Genomic DNA, 14,284 nt, shown 5'->3' with positions numbered 1-14,284 from the left:
CAGATAATGTTAATTTTGACAAGTAAATATTAGGTATGAGTGTTATATATTTCTTAATTAGTATCAGTGTAGTAGTAGCTGGTATATTTCTATACTTATTTATACGGTCAGTAAAAAGCGGTCAGTTTGATGACGCGTATACCCCTTCAGTGCGTATGCTTTTTGATGACGAAGTAAAAGTTACTTCAAAAGAGAAGAAAGACAAAAAAACAGATAATAAACAAAAAGAAAATCAAATATAAACAACTATGGAAGTGCAACAATTTTATTATGACAACAAAATTGTAAAGAAATTTCTTTATGCTTCAATATTTTTTGGAGCTGTCGGGATGCTTGTAGGATTAGTTTTAGCAGTGATGTTTATATTTCCTAACTTAACAGATGGAATATCTTGGTTGAGTTTCGGGAGATTGCGTCCATTGCATACTAATGCTGTGATTTTTGCGTTCGTTGGTAACGCAATTTTCGGAGGAATATACTATTCTTTACAAAGGTTATGTAAAGCCAGAATGTACAGTGACTTTTTAAGTAATCTTCACTTTTACGGATGGCAATTAATTTTAATTGGTGCTGTAATTACCTTACCATTAGGATTTACAACATCAAAAGAGTACGCTGAATTAGAATGGCCTATAGACATCGCGATTGCAGTGATTTGGGTGACATTCGGTGTTAATATGATTATGACGATTATCAAAAGAAGAGAGCGTCATATTTATGTTGCAATTTGGTTCTACTTAGCGACTTTTGTTACTGTAGCTGTATTACATATCTTTAACTCATTAGAGTTACCTGTAAGTGCATTTAAATCTTACTCTGTGTACGCAGGGGTACAAGACGCATTAGTGCAGTGGTGGTATGGACATAATGCGGTGGCATTCTTCTTAACTACACCTTTCTTAGGTTTAATGTATTATTATTTACCAAAAGCAGCGAATAGACCAGTTTATTCTTATAGACTATCTATCATTCACTTCTGGTCTTTAATTTTCTTATACATCTGGGCAGGTCCTCACCACTTATTGTATTCAGCATTACCAGAATGGGCTCAAAACTTAGGAGTTGTGTTCTCAGTAATGTTAATTGCACCATCTTGGGGAGGTATGATCAACGGTCTTTTAACTCTTCGTGGAGTTTGGGATAAAGTAAGAGTTGATCCAGTATTAAAATTCTTCGTAGTAGGTATTACAGGATACGGTATGGCTACTTTTGAAGGACCAATGTTATCTCTTAAAAATGTAAACGCTATTGCTCACTATACTGACTGGATCGTAGCTCACGTACACGTTGGAGCATTAGCTTGGAACGGATTCATGACATTCGGTATGGTGTACTGGTTAATTCCTAGAATGGTTAAAACAGAGCTTTATTCTAAAGCTGCTGCTAACTTCCACTTCTGGATTGGTACATTAGGTATTATCTTATATACTATTCCATTATATGTGGCAGGTTTCTCTCAACACTTAATGTGGAAAGACTTTAACCCTGATGGAACTTTAAAATATGGTAACTTCTTAGAAACAGTTACAGCTATTATGCCAATGTATGCAATGCGTGCTATTGGAGGAACATTGTATTTAGCAGGGGTATTAGTATTGATTTACAATATCTATAAAACTGTAAAAGCTGGTCAACCAGTTCAAGATGAATTAGCTGAAGCACCTGCATTACAAAGAATTTCTGCTGGTAGATTAAAAGGAGAAGGATGGCATACTCATTTAGAGAGAAGACCTATTCAGTTTACGATCTTAACTACAGTAGCTATCTTAATTGGAGGATTGGTACAGATTGTTCCTACAATATTTGTGAAGTCAAATATTCCTACTATTACAAGTGTTAAACCATATACTCCTCTAGAGTTAGAAGGTCGTGACCTTTATATTAGAGAAGGATGTGTGGGGTGTCACTCACAAATGATTCGTCCTTTCCGTTCAGAAGTTGAAAGATATGGTGAGTACTCAAAATCAGGGGAATATGTTTATGATCACCCATTCTTATGGGGTTCTAAGAGAACAGGTCCAGATTTATTTAGAGTAGGAGGTAAATATTCTGATAGTTGGCATTATAACCACATGTATGACCCTCAGTCAACATCTCCTAATTCAATCATGCCTGGATATAAATGGTTATTTGCTAATAAAAATGCAGATTACTCAGATATAGAAACTAAAATGAGTGTAATGAGAACTTTAGGAGTTCCATATACAGATGAGGATATTGCTAACGCGAAGGCTTCTATAAAAGCACAGTCTGAAGAGATTGCTAAGAACTTAGAAGGTGATCCTGATTATGTGAAGTCATATGAGGATAGTAAAAAACGTGCACAAGCAAAAGGTGAAGAGTTTATACCTATGAGTGATCGTGAGATTGTAGCAGTGATTGCTTATCTACAACGTTTAGGTACCGACATTAAAAAGGTAGAAGAATAATATTTTAAAAATGAATCAATATGCTAAAATTCATTAAACATAATATGGAAACAATAGGTGGAGTGGAGATATTCCCTATTATATCACTTATTATTTTCTTTACATTCTTTGTTGGACTTTTCGTGTGGGTTGCTACTTATAAGAAAGACACAATAGAAGAATTGAGCAATATGCCATTCATGGATGATGAAGAGCACAATGTTGATAGTAATTCACGAAAATTATGAAAAAGTTTTTTCCAGTATATGTAAGAGTTCCTCTTCTATTTGCTATTTTCTTTTTAGCGATAGAATGGTTAGTAGGGGGGGATAGTGATAAACCGGCTTTTGTAGAACATCCCGTTGTTCTAATATTATTAGGTTTATTCTTGTTCGCATTGATTGCTGTTGAAATTGTAGCATCTGCAACAAACAAGATTTTGGATCGCTTAATGACTCCTGAAGAGAGAGCTCTAAAACAAAAAGAAGCTAGTCGCCCATTAAGAGATGCCCCTTGGGTAAAACGCTTAATGCAGAAATTGACTAATACTAAAACAATTGAGCAAGAAGGCGATATCATGATGGATCATGATTATGATGGAATTAAAGAGTTAGATAATGATTTACCACCATGGTGGGTTGGACTTTTCTATGTGACTGCAATTTTTGCTGTAATCTATATGTTGAGATATCACGTATTTGATGCAGATAATCAAGTTGCTGAGTTTGAAAAAGAAATGATTGCTGCTAAAGAACAAGTTGAGGAGTACAAGAAAAATGCTCCTGATATGTTAACAGCTGATCAAGCAGTATTCTCTGATGATCCAACTGTGTTAGCTGCTGGTAAGGCACTTTTTGATACAAATTGTGCTGTATGTCATAAGAATGATGGTGGGGGATCTATCGGACCTAACTTAACTGACGACCACTGGATATTAGGTGGAGGTATGAAAAATGTCTTCAATACAATTTCTGAAGGTGGACGTCCTGGTAAAGGAATGGTGCCTTGGAAGTCAAATTTCAAACCATCTGAAATAGAAAAGTTAGCTTCTTATGTTATTTCTCTTAATGGTACAGTTCCAGCAGAGGCTAAAGCTCCAGAAGGAGATATTGTATGGTCTAAAGCAGAATTGACTGGAGGAGATGCTTCAGAAGAAGGTGCAAAAGAAGAAGCTTCTGAAGAGGTTGCTGTAGATGCAGAAACTGTTGAAGTAAAGAATTAAAATAATATAGTCTATACTAACTGTATTATTAGTATAGACTGGTAAAAAGAATAGAGGGCTAAGGTTGACAATTTAGCCCTCTTTTATACCAAATATTTTCTATTGATCAAGAGGTGTTGACTTATTTCGTTTATTGGTGTTAATAAAGACATTATCTATAGTATTATTATCATAAATACAATGCATATTGAGAGCTTTTTTCGTACCTTTCTAGTATAAAAAAAGTTTATGTCTGTCAAGGTTTTATTTAGTTGTTAAACGAGGACTTGGTAGAGTTAAACTGTTTAAAATATAAGGTATTTAGAAGCGATTATACTGTTTTAGGATTTATATATATAGATGTTGATATAACAGTAGATGAGAAGTAAATCTTATCTTTTTAATAAACGAATATGATTGTTTGTGTTTTTTACTTTGGTTAGGGAAAGCGGAACAGTTAGGTATATTTCAGATTAAGAGAATAAGGAATCTTTTAGGCGACAATAATTAGAAGATTTCTGACAGATTATCTGTCAAAAACTTGTGCTTAGGCACTATTATAAACTAACATAATAAGAATAGAGTATAAGTAGTTTATTACTTTATTACTCATTGAAAAACATTTTACTATGGCTACAATACATGATGAGAGTTTCCGTGACTCCATAGGTACAATTGACAAAGATGGTAAAAGAGCTTGGATCTATCCTAAAAAACCTTCGGGCCCTTTTTATAATAAACGTAAGATCGTAAGTTACGCTCTTATCTTGTTTCTTTTTGCTGCGCCATTTATTAAGATAAATGGAAACCAGTTTTTATTGTTTAACGTAATAGATAGAAAGTTTAATATTTTTGGTTTTCCTTTCTGGCCACAGGATTTTTATCTTGTAGTAATATCTATGATTATTGGTGTAGTTTTTGTTACCCTATTTACAGTTTCATTTGGTCGTATATTTTGTGGTTGGATTTGCCCTCAAACGATTTTTATGGAAATGGTTTTTAGACGTATTGAATATTGGATTGATGGAGATAGAGGAGCTCAAATGCGTTTAGATAAACAACCATGGACATCTGAGAAAATAAGAAAGAGAGTTTTAAAGTGGTTTATATTTTTTGTTATTTCCTTTTTGATTGCTAATGTTTTCTTAGCTTATATTATTGGAAGTGATGTCGTTCTTCAAATGATGAAAGACGGACCAGCAGATCACATGGGGCGTTTTATTGGATTAATAATATTTACTGGAGCTTTCTACTTTGTATTTACATGGTTTAGAGAGCAAGTATGTGTTATTGCTTGTCCTTATGGTAGATTACAAGGAGTTTTATTAGACAATAAATCTATTATTGTAGCTTATGACCACGTGCGTGGTGAAGCGACAAATGGTAGAGCTAAGTTTAAAAAAGGAGTTGATAGAACTGCAGAAGGTATAGGAGATTGTATCGACTGTAAGCAATGTGTAAATGTATGTCCAACAGGTATTGATATTCGTAATGGTACTCAGTTAGAGTGTGTGAACTGTACAGCTTGTATTGATGAGTGTGATCACATGATGGAGAGTGTTGGTTTACCTACTGGTTTGATACGTTATGCATCAGAATCAGAAATATCAGAAGGTACTAAGTTTAAATTTAGTTTGCGTCAGAAAGGTTATGTAGCTGTTCTTTGTATCCTAATGACTATTCTGGTAGGGTTATTGTTCTTAAGAACAGATATTGAAGCTACTGTGCTTCGTGTGGCAGGTCAAACGTATACCCATGTCACCGTAGATGATAAGGAGAATATTAGAAACGTTTATACCTTTAAGGTAGTTAATAAAACGATGAAGGATTTCGAGAATGTAACCTTTAAGTTATCTTCTCCAGAAACAGGAATTATTACTTTAGTAGGGAACCCAATTATAAAAGTGGTTAAAGAAGGATATGCAGAAGGAACTATGTTTATTGATGTTCCACAGTTCTTATTAGAAAGTCATCGTACAAAAGTTAAAATAGAGGTGTATGAAGGAGATAAGTTGATTCAGACAACTTCAACAAACTTCTTAGGCCCTAGAACATTGGATTAATATTAAAATTTGTTAGGTATGAAATTTAATTTTGGAACAGGTATTGTTATTGCTATGGGGATTTTTATGGTCTTCATTTTGCAATATGTTATTAGAGTACAGATTGATAGTAAATATGATAATGAGTTAGTTACTGAGAATTATTATCAACAAGAAATAGAAGTAGATGGTAAACACGATAGAGAAGTAGCTGCATTGAAGCTTGCTACTCCGGTATCTATTGAGTCTACTAAAGCAGGAGATATATCGATTGTGTTTCCTTCAGATTTTGACGCAAAAAATATTACAGGAAAAATATTCCTATACAGACCGTCTAACCAGAAATTAGACTTTGATATGCCTATATCACTGTCTTCTTCCAATTTGCTCATACCTAACAATACGCTGGTAGACGGTCGTTGGGATATTGCAGTAGAATGGTCTTATAATGGATCAGATTACAGAAATAAACAAAGTTTAACTGTAAAAAAAGATTAACTAGTGATTACAGCTCTTATTTTTGGACTGATTAGTAGTCTGCATTGCATTGGTATGTGCGGACCTATAGCTATGATGTTGCCAGTTTCTAAGAGTAATGGTACTAAAAAAGCTATGCAGATATTCACCTATCATTTAGGGAGAATATCTGCATATTCTATTTTAGGACTTGTTTTTGGTATGTTTGGTAAAGGCCTTTACTTAGCTGGACTACAGCAGCAGATGTCTATTGTTGTAGGGATTTTAATGATTGTCTTTATATTAATACCACAAAACAAGCTTGGAAACTTTGGCTTTCTAAAGCCTTTTTACTTTATAGTGAGTAAGATTAAAACTAAACTAGGAGGTCAGTTTAAAAAACAAAATAAAGGAACACTGTACTTTATTGGTTTTTTTAATGGCTTTTTGCCATGCGGTATGGTCTATGTCGCATTGTTTGGTGCATTAGCTACACAGAGTGTATTTATGGGGATGCTTTATATGGCTCTATTTGGAGTAGGAACTATTCCTTTGATGAGTTCTATTATTTATGTAAGAGATATGTTTTCTCCTAGAGTAAGAAACGGTATTATGAAGTATTACCCTTATGTTATCGTAATCTTCGGGATGTTGTTTATTATACGCGGTCTGGGATTAGATATTCCTTTTTTATCTCCAGATAATTTAAATCTTTTTGTAAGGGGAGAGGCTGATTGCTAGTTAAGTACAATTTATTTAAAATAAATTGTATAAAATGATGTGACTTTTTTCAGAATTATTGTCTTAAGTGTATAACGATAAGGTCATCAACGATTTTTAATGCTATGAAAAGGAAAAGATATGTTGATTGTTTGTTACTTATAATTTATCGTTATAGTACTTAAAATAAAAGTATAAAATTGCGCTATGAAAGAAAAAAAGCTGACCACTGGTCAGCTTTTTTTTTATATGCTTAATGACTGCTTTTTAAGATAATCTATAGCATGTCTTCCTTCATTGAATAATAAGTCTAGAATACTTAGATTGTTTAAGTAGCCATGTTTTTCATCAAAAACTTGGATGTATGGAGTGTAGATATTAGTATCTTTCTTACCATTTATTAAAGTTCTCAAATCAGTAATGTCATTACTTACTTCTTTATGGTAGTCTTTAGTTTGTTCATAAGGGAGGTCTATCCCTAAGCAAGAACATAACACTTCATGTATTTGAAGGTTAAGATCTAACATAAACTCTGGTTTTCCTTCAAAAATAGGACGAATCTCATCTTCAAAGTACTCGAAGTAAGGAGAAGTTCTATAAGCAGCTTCTAGGCTCTTAAAATGCTGTTTTTGCCAGCCAAAAGCATGCTCTATTCTTACATCCTTATATTTTTGTTTAAGTTCTTTTGAGTGTTTGATTGGAATATTAAGCATTTGCTTTCCATTAGCACTATAGATGAACGCTCTATTTCTATTGGTTTGTTTTTGAAAGTTATCTTCCATCTCAAATGTTATTTTGTCTGCTTGTAACATAGCTACAAAGTGACTGATAGAAGGGAAGTAACTAGGATGAATAAGTATGTTATTCATGTTTTAATTTAATATTTTGAATTCTTTTTTTCTTTTCTCTTTTTGTAAGTATTATAACCTACTAAACCTATCACGGCTACTAAGAAGTAAGGGAAGTAAGAAGTCTGCTTACCATTACCATTAACAGTAGTAAACATTCTATCCCAACGAATCTTATCTAATGCTTTTGACCATGGAACGTATTGATCTATACTTAACCATACAAAAACAGGTTTTCCTACAATGTGATCTTCAGGTACAAATCCCCAATATCTACTATCTTCAGATCTATTTCTATTGTCTCCCATCATGAAGTAATAATCTTGTTGGAAAGTGTATTTATCTGTAGCTACATCGTTGATATAGATTTTATTGCCTCTAACCTCTAATTTATTGCCCTCATATACCTGAATAACTCTTTGGTACATTGGGAAGTTATCAGCATTTAGCGTAACTGTCTCTCCTTTAGCAGGAATATGTAGAGGACCTAAGTCATCATTTGTCCAAGTTTTAGAGTTATGAGGGAATATTACATTAGCATACGCTGCTTGAATATAGGCTTTAGCTTCTTCTGGATATCCTTTTGTAACACTTACTATTTGAGACATAGACTTTAATACTTCTACATTTTCATCTGTTAAAGCGGCGAAGATTAATGTTTTCGGATCATTGTTAAAGTATTCAATACCTTCTCTTGTATCTAATCGTTTTACTAAAGCATTTAGATCTATTGGTGTACCGTCTGTTTTTACAGTATAAGTGCTCTGTAATCTAGCACGATCATTAAGCTTTAATTTCTCATTATTGATGTAAACATCACCATTAACTAACGAAATGTTTTCTCCTGGTAAACCTACAGCTCGTTTAACATAGTTTGTTTTCTTGTCGATTGGTTTATCTACAGCAGGTCTTCTAAGTGGATCGTTGAACTGATAAACAGTATCGGTTGGCCAGTTGAACACGACGATATCGTTGTGTTGTATCTTTTGAAAACCAGGTAATCTAAAGTATGGTAAATGTGGCTTTTTTAAGTAAGAATTCTTCTTTGTAAATGGTAAAGTATCATGTACCATTGGTAACGCTACCGTAGTCATAGGAGTTCTTGCCCCATAGTGGAACTTACTTACGAATAAGAAGTCTCCTACTAGTAAAGTCTTTTCTAATGAAGACGTTGGTATTGTATAAGGTTGAATTACATAAGTGTGAATCACTGTAGCAACAACAACTGCAAATAGAATTGAACTAACAGTCTCTCCTGAGCTTGTAGCTGCTTTTGTACTTCTGTTTTCTACATATTTTACATCGACAGCATAGTTGATATAATAGATATAAAGACCTAGTGTTACTACTCCTAGTATAGTGTCTACTGTTTTGTTTTTTCCGAAGCTTCTAAGTGTCTCTACCCAAACTACTGGAAACATGATTAAATTCACAATAGGTACAAACAATAAGATAACCCACCATCTAGGACGGTTTATGATTTGCATTAAGACCACAGCATTATATACAGGCACGATAGCTTGCCAGCTTTTCTTTCCAGCTTTTACGTATAATTTCCAAGTTCCAAGAAAGTGTATAACTTGTACTAAAAGAAAAAACAAAAACCATTGAGACATTGTCATAGTTTAGTATTGTTTAATGATTATTAGTGAAGGTAATTATTTTTTTAGATTCAGAACATCTTTCATAGAGAATATTCCTTTTTTATTTTGTATCCATTCAGCGGCTACTACTGCTCCTAGAGCAAAGCCTTCTCTATTATGAGCTGTGTGCTTGATCTCTATCTGGTCGATAGCAGAGTCATAGAATACACTGTGTGTACCAGGTACGCTATCTATGCGTTTTGCATTGATATGTATCTGATTAGCATCTGGTGTATCTAATGTCCATGCTGTATAATCTGTATTTTCGATAATACCATTAGCCAAAGAAATAGCTGTACCGCTAGGAGCATCTAACTTTTGGGTATGATGTATTTCTTCCATAGATACTTTATAATCATTAAGATTATTCATCATCTTAGCTAAATAGCTGTTTAGCTCAAAGAATAGGTTTACTCCTAAACTAAAATTAGACCCATATAAAAAAGCACCATTGCTTTTCGTACATAGATCTACCATCTTATCATATTCTTCTAACCAACCTGTGGTACCTGATATAATAGGGATATTTAGTTCAAAACAAGTTGTAATATTCTGTACAGCAGCAGAAGGCACACTGAAGTCTATCGCTACATCTGTCTCTTTTAGTCCTTCATAAGTATCAGAACTTCTTTTGCGAAGTACTATTTCGTGGCCTCTTTCTATGGCAATTCTTTCAATGATTTGACCCATTTTGCCATATCCTAATAAAGCAATTTTCATTGGATAAATATTTTAAAAGCGATATTCTACATTTATCGCATATTGGAACTGATTTTGATTCTGAAGATTCATTCTGTCTATCTCAAAGGCAGGCTTAATAGTCAAGTTCTCATTAACGTTGAACTGCATCAAGTGAGCATCTACGTTAGCGTCGATGATACTTAGAACATAAAAACCAACTGTGATTACGACAGATAAGTCTCTATTACGTCTATAGAACTTTTGAGCTTCTAATATACGATCGTTGTCTAATCCTCCAAAAGTAGGGTCGTTAGGATCGTTAACACCTTGTAGACGTTTCTTATATTCGTCTCTATATCTATTATACTGTCTTTGGTTATCCATCCAGAAGTATGTAGGTATTCCTATACCTGCATATACTAATGGTACTTTCCAGTATTTCTTATTATAGATTTGACCTACTCCAGGAATAACAGAGGCATAGAATGCCGCACGAGAAGGAGCTACAGGATCTAATGGTTTATAGTCTGCAGACTCTTTTTTCGTAGTAGGTTCATCTTCTTCACTTACAGACTGTGCATAGGTGGGGTGACAGACTGCTCCTATGAAGAATAATAGGATTAATAACTTGTGTTTCACTAATTTTCTAATAGTTTGATAATACGATTTAAGTCTTCTTCAGAGTGGAAAGGAATAGATATCTTTCCTTTTCCATTATTAGAAACTTTAATATCTACTTTTGTTCCAAAGAATTGTCCGAATGATCTCGAATAACTTTCTGGAATATTAAACTCTGTATTTTTCTTAGATAGAGCAGGTGATACTATACCTCTTAGTTGTTCTTGATATTTTTTTACGATAGCCTCAGTCTCTCTTACAGATAAGTTTTCTGTAATGATTTTGTGATAGATATCTGTCTGTACATCTAAGTCTTCTATATTAATAATAGCACGACCATGTCCCATAGTGATAAATCCATCTCTTATCCCTGTCTGAATGATTGGGTCTAGACGCAGTAGGCGCAAGTAATTAGCGATAGTAGAACGTTTCTTTCCTACGCGATCACTTACTTGTTCTTGTGTCAGATTTATTTCTTCCATTAGACGTTGATACGACAGTGCTATCTCGATAGGGTCTAGATCATGACGTTGGATATTCTCTACTAAAGCCATAGTTAGAGACTCATTGTCATTCGCTATACGGATATAAGCAGGCACAGAGTCTAATCCTACTATTTTAGAAGCTCTTAAACGGCGTTCACCAGAGATTAATTGGTATTTGTTGAACTCAATTTTTCTAACCGTAATAGGTTGTATTACACCTAATTCTCGAATACTTGTAGCTAACTCTTGTAAAGACTCTTCGTTAAAGTTCGTTCTAGGTTGGAATGGATTTATCTCAATAGAGTCTATGTCTAGCTCTATAATATTGCCGATTACTTTATCTGCATTATTATCTTCGATTGATCTAATATCGTTATCTGGATCTTTTAATAGAGCCGATAGTCCTCTTCCTAAAGCTTGTTTCTTAATTGCCTTTGCCATAATATTCTAAATAATAATTCTAGAGAAGTCTAACTATTTTTTCGAATAATTTCTTCTGCTAGATTGATGTAATTTGTAGCCCCTTTACTAGTAGCGTCATAGTTAATGATACTTTCGCCAAAGCTAGGTGCTTCACTTAATTTTACATTTCGTTGGATAATAGTATCGAATACCATATCGTTAAAATGTTTCTGTACTTCCTCTACCACTTGATTAGACAAGCGTAAGCGAGAGTCGTACATCGTTAATAGCAATCCTTCTATATCTAGATTAGGATTGTGTATTTTTTGAACACTTTTAATTGTGTTTAATAATTTACCAAGACCTTCTAATGCAAAGTATTCACACTGAATCGGAATAGCTACAGAATCAGCAGCTGTCAACGCATTTAGTGTAAGTAAACCTAAAGAAGGAGCACAGTCGATTATGATGTAATCAAACTTATCTTTGACAGATTTAAGTGCTTCTTTAAGCATGTATTCTCGGTTTGGTTTATCCACCAACTCAATTTCAATAGCCACTAAGTCAATGTGGGCGGGGATTAGATATACATTCGGAGCTGTACATTCCACAATCGCTTCTTCTGGCGTATTACTGTGCTCTAATATTTCATAAGTACCAATCTCAACAGAGTCTACATCGATTCCTAATCCAGAGGAAGCATTGGCCTGAGGATCTGCGTCTATGATAAGTACTTTTTTCTCTAGTGCTCCTAATGAAGCAGCAAGATTAACTGATGTTGTAGTTTTTCCTACACCACCTTTTTGATTAGCAATAGCAATGATTTTACCCATTTTACCAAAAGAATGTTTTTATAATTGGTAAAAATACGATTATTTGCGACTCTACGAAATCTTATTTATCAACATTTCCCTAAAAACCTTAAAATTCAATATCTTATAAAAATAAATGCCATCTGTGCTATAAATGGCATTTATTCACTAATATCTTTATTTTAATCTAAATATGTTTCTGTAATAGTTAATATACTAGTTTTTGCTTTGTATTAAAGAATGACAATGTCAAATTCTTGATTTAGTGGTTCTAATTGTGCAAATAGTGCCTTGATCAGCTGGTCTCCATATTCTTTGTAATACACAGAGAAGTTAACGATACGCTCTTGTAGGCTATTATTAGGGAATAGTTCATTCTGTAATAAGGTAATGCGCTCTAGCTTGTCAGCGTGATTTCTTTTCTCAGCGATACGCAGTCTTTTCTCTAAGTTGTCTAATCCTTTTAGTTGTTTGACTTTCTGTGCATTTACTGCTCCGATAAAAGATTTATCCGTTTGTAAAGCTATTTCTTCTAGTGTTTTAAACTGCTCTTCTAAGAACTGGCGTTGTTGTTCAAAATCAAATTGAATAGAAGAGAACTCTTTCGTTTTCGCATTGATTAAGTGACTTTGTTTCATGAACATATCTTTCCAAGAGAGTTCTAGTTTATCCATTTTCTCTACTTGTTTAGAAGTCGCTAATAGCACTGAATTTCTCAGTAATAGCATCGGGAAAGTGATCTTGTGTAAATCAAATACTTTTTTTAATTCTAACCAGTATGCCAATTCTCCACCACCTCCAGTATAGCATAGATTAGGCAATATTACTTCTTGATATAACGGTCTCAGTATCACATTAGGACTAAAGCATTCTGGGTGATTCTCTAGTTCTGTTAGTATTGCTTCTTTAGTGAAGGTAATAGACGTATTATTTACCTTATATATATCATCTTCATAGATAATTCTTTCTCTCAGATTATCCTGTATATAGAATAAGTTGATATCACGAGGATTGACCTGTATGAAGTATTCTGATAGTGTATCGTAGCTTTTTTCAACTTCTTTGATAGCACTCTGATGAAGTAATTCTTCTTTGATATGAGGAGCAAATAACTTTTTCAGTTCAGCGTCATCACCATCTATGATTACCAGTCCGTACTCTGCGAATAGTTCATTCGCTAAGTAACGTGTAGCATCCGTCAGATTATCGTGTTTTAGATAAGCATTTTCGAATAGCTCCTTGATATAAGTAGCATTACTACCTACCCCGATATGAGATTGGAATACTTCATATACTTTATCCAGACCTTCTGTACTTAATCTTCCTACAGGACCTTTGCTCTCTCTGTTCCAGCAAATCACTTTTTCTTCAAATACGAAGTGATTAATTTCTTCGAAGTCGTGATCTTCTGTTGCCATCCAGTACACTGGGACAAAGTTTTCGTTGGGATACTTAGCGTTCAGTTCTTTGGCTAAGTTGATCACAGAGATGATTTTGTATAAGAAGTATAACGGTCCCGTAAATAAGTTTAACTGGTGTCCAGTCGTAACTGTAAATGTATTTTCTTTCGCTAATGCGTTTATATGCTCTAAAGTCTTCTCAGAAGTCTTCGTGTTTTTATATTGACTTAACAACGCCTGACAGAGTACAGTTCTATGTTCTATCGGATAGTTAGCACGCTTCTCGTCTAACTGTTGTTTAAAGTTTTCTATAGTAGGAAAGTGATTATATAAGTGTTTTAGATTAGCCTCTTGATTAAGGTAATCTAACATTAGTTTTGAAAAATAGCCCGCGTTCTGAAACGTAATTTTGTCTAAAGGCATAGTGTTTATTTTTTGCTAATTTAAACAATAATCAGTTTTTAAATGAAGGTTTAACGTTGTTTAAAGATTAAAGTTTAATTTAAAAAAGGAAACAGAGTAGAAGGCTATTAAGACTAATCTATCAATAAATCAATTGAGAATAAGG

14 protein-coding genes are annotated in these 14,284 nt (G+C 33.8%); 7 read left to right on the top strand and 7 right to left on the bottom strand.

Annotated features, from left to right (window positions below; translation table 11 throughout):
• Positions 1–35 precede the first annotated feature (35 nt).
• The 7 genes from ccoS to RT228_RS01400 all read left to right on the top strand — a co-directional run bounded on the left by ccoS (position 36) and on the right by RT228_RS01400 (position 6,848).
• Entirely contained in the window at positions 36–242 is a 207-nt protein-coding gene (gene ccoS / locus RT228_RS01430) for a cbb3-type cytochrome oxidase assembly protein CcoS (RefSeq protein WP_006257104.1), read from the top strand.
• Positions 243–248: 6 nt separating this feature from the next.
• Positions 249–2,429: a cytochrome-c oxidase, cbb3-type subunit I gene (gene ccoN, locus RT228_RS01425; protein WP_006257103.1), complete on the top strand. Its 2,181-nt coding sequence runs from the start codon at positions 249–251 to the stop codon at positions 2,427–2,429.
• 20 nt (positions 2,430–2,449) lie between these two features.
• Positions 2,450–2,656 carry a CcoQ/FixQ family Cbb3-type cytochrome c oxidase assembly chaperone gene (locus tag RT228_RS01420; protein ID WP_006257102.1) on the top strand — a complete coding sequence of 69 codons (207 nt, stop codon included), beginning with the start codon at positions 2,450–2,452 and terminating at the stop codon, positions 2,654–2,656.
• Positions 2,653–3,630 carry a cbb3-type cytochrome c oxidase N-terminal domain-containing protein gene (locus RT228_RS01415; RefSeq protein WP_006257101.1) on the top strand — a complete coding sequence of 326 codons (978 nt, stop codon included), beginning with the start codon at positions 2,653–2,655 and terminating at the stop codon, positions 3,628–3,630. Before RT228_RS01420 ends, RT228_RS01415 begins: the two co-directional genes overlap by 4 nt.
• Before the next feature lie 608 nt (positions 3,631–4,238).
• Complete coding sequence (gene ccoG, locus RT228_RS01410; protein ID WP_006257100.1) at positions 4,239–5,672, top strand: cytochrome c oxidase accessory protein CcoG; 1,434 nt, start codon at positions 4,239–4,241, stop codon at positions 5,670–5,672.
• An 18-nt stretch (positions 5,673–5,690) separates the two neighbouring features.
• Positions 5,691–6,149: a FixH family protein gene (locus RT228_RS01405; protein ID WP_006257099.1), complete on the top strand. Its 459-nt coding sequence runs from the start codon at positions 5,691–5,693 to the stop codon at positions 6,147–6,149.
• Between the two features lie 3 nt (positions 6,150–6,152).
• Positions 6,153–6,848 (top strand): sulfite exporter TauE/SafE family protein, encoded by a 696-nt coding sequence (locus RT228_RS01400; RefSeq protein WP_006257098.1) that lies wholly within the window; start codon positions 6,153–6,155, stop codon positions 6,846–6,848.
• Positions 6,849–7,072: 224 nt separating this feature from the next.
• On the opposite strand, the gene RT228_RS01395 is transcribed toward RT228_RS01400, so the two are convergent.
• The 7 genes from RT228_RS01395 to bshC form a co-directional block, all read right to left on the bottom strand.
• Positions 7,073–7,696, bottom strand: a complete 624-nt coding sequence (locus RT228_RS01395) for a WbqC family protein (protein ID WP_006257097.1) — start codon at positions 7,694–7,696, stop codon at positions 7,073–7,075.
• 8 nt (positions 7,697–7,704) lie between these two features.
• Positions 7,705–9,297 carry a signal peptidase I gene (lepB, locus tag RT228_RS01390; protein ID WP_006257095.1) on the bottom strand — a complete coding sequence of 531 codons (1,593 nt, stop codon included), beginning with the start codon at positions 9,295–9,297 and terminating at the stop codon, positions 7,705–7,707.
• A 36-nt stretch (positions 9,298–9,333) separates the two neighbouring features.
• Entirely contained in the window at positions 9,334–10,038 is a 705-nt protein-coding gene (dapB, locus tag RT228_RS01385) for a 4-hydroxy-tetrahydrodipicolinate reductase (RefSeq protein ID WP_006257094.1), read from the bottom strand.
• A gap of 12 nt (positions 10,039–10,050) precedes the next feature.
• Positions 10,051–10,638, bottom strand: a complete 588-nt coding sequence (locus tag RT228_RS01380) for a DUF5683 domain-containing protein (RefSeq protein WP_006257093.1) — start codon at positions 10,636–10,638, stop codon at positions 10,051–10,053.
• Entirely contained in the window at positions 10,638–11,543 is a 906-nt protein-coding gene (locus RT228_RS01375; RefSeq protein ID WP_006257091.1) for a ParB/RepB/Spo0J family partition protein, read from the bottom strand. Before RT228_RS01375 ends, RT228_RS01380 begins: the two co-directional genes overlap by 1 nt.
• 29 nt (positions 11,544–11,572) lie before the next feature.
• Complete coding sequence (locus RT228_RS01370) at positions 11,573–12,337, bottom strand: ParA family protein (protein WP_006257090.1); 765 nt, start codon at positions 12,335–12,337, stop codon at positions 11,573–11,575.
• 212 nt (positions 12,338–12,549) lie between these two features.
• Positions 12,550–14,139, bottom strand: coding sequence for a bacillithiol biosynthesis cysteine-adding enzyme BshC (bshC, locus tag RT228_RS01365; protein ID WP_006257089.1), 1,590 nt, complete (start codon positions 14,137–14,139; stop codon positions 12,550–12,552).
• Between the last annotated feature and the right edge of the window lie 145 nt (positions 14,140–14,284).

Source organism: Myroides sp. (genome assembly GCF_032073645.1).
Lineage (GTDB): Bacteria > Bacteroidota > Bacteroidia > Flavobacteriales > Flavobacteriaceae > Flavobacterium > Flavobacterium odoratimimum.
This window is presented reverse-complemented; position numbering and strand designations above follow the sequence as displayed.